This is a genomic window from Pseudomaricurvus sp. ABR4_320, assembly GCF_056159445.1.
In genome coordinates this window covers 1-360 of record NZ_JBSWVF010000104.1, presented here as the reverse complement: position 1 = coordinate 360, position 360 = coordinate 1, and the positions used below count along the sequence as shown (strand labels likewise).

Here is a 360-nt window from a genome sequence, read left to right as displayed (position 1 = left end):
CGATTATTGAGTTTGTACATGATCTGATTGATCTCCTGTTGAGTTATGTTGGTCAGATCAGTGCCTTTGGGAATGTATTGCCGTATCAGGCCGTTGGTATTTTCGTTCAGCCCACGTTCCCAGGATGCGTAGGGGTGAGCAAAGTAAAAATCAGCATCAAGTTTGCTCGCTATGATGTTGTGATCGGCGAATTCTTTGCCATTGTCAGACGTCATTGTGATAACAGAGTCACTGTATGGCGAAAGCAAGTTGATGATAGCTTGCGTGACGCATTTGGCCGTTTTTCGCTCTACCCTCTGAATGAGGGTGAAACGAGTACGGCGCTCGGTCAGAGAAACAATCGCCTGCTGATGACCCTTG

General features: G+C 46.9%; 1 protein-coding gene. It reads right to left on the bottom strand.

Translation table 11 applies throughout. The features are described from left to right. Positions 1–360, bottom strand: a 360-nt coding sequence (locus ACXAFR_RS27570) for an IS30 family transposase (RefSeq protein ID WP_475183444.1), incomplete at both ends; no start/stop codon positions are given.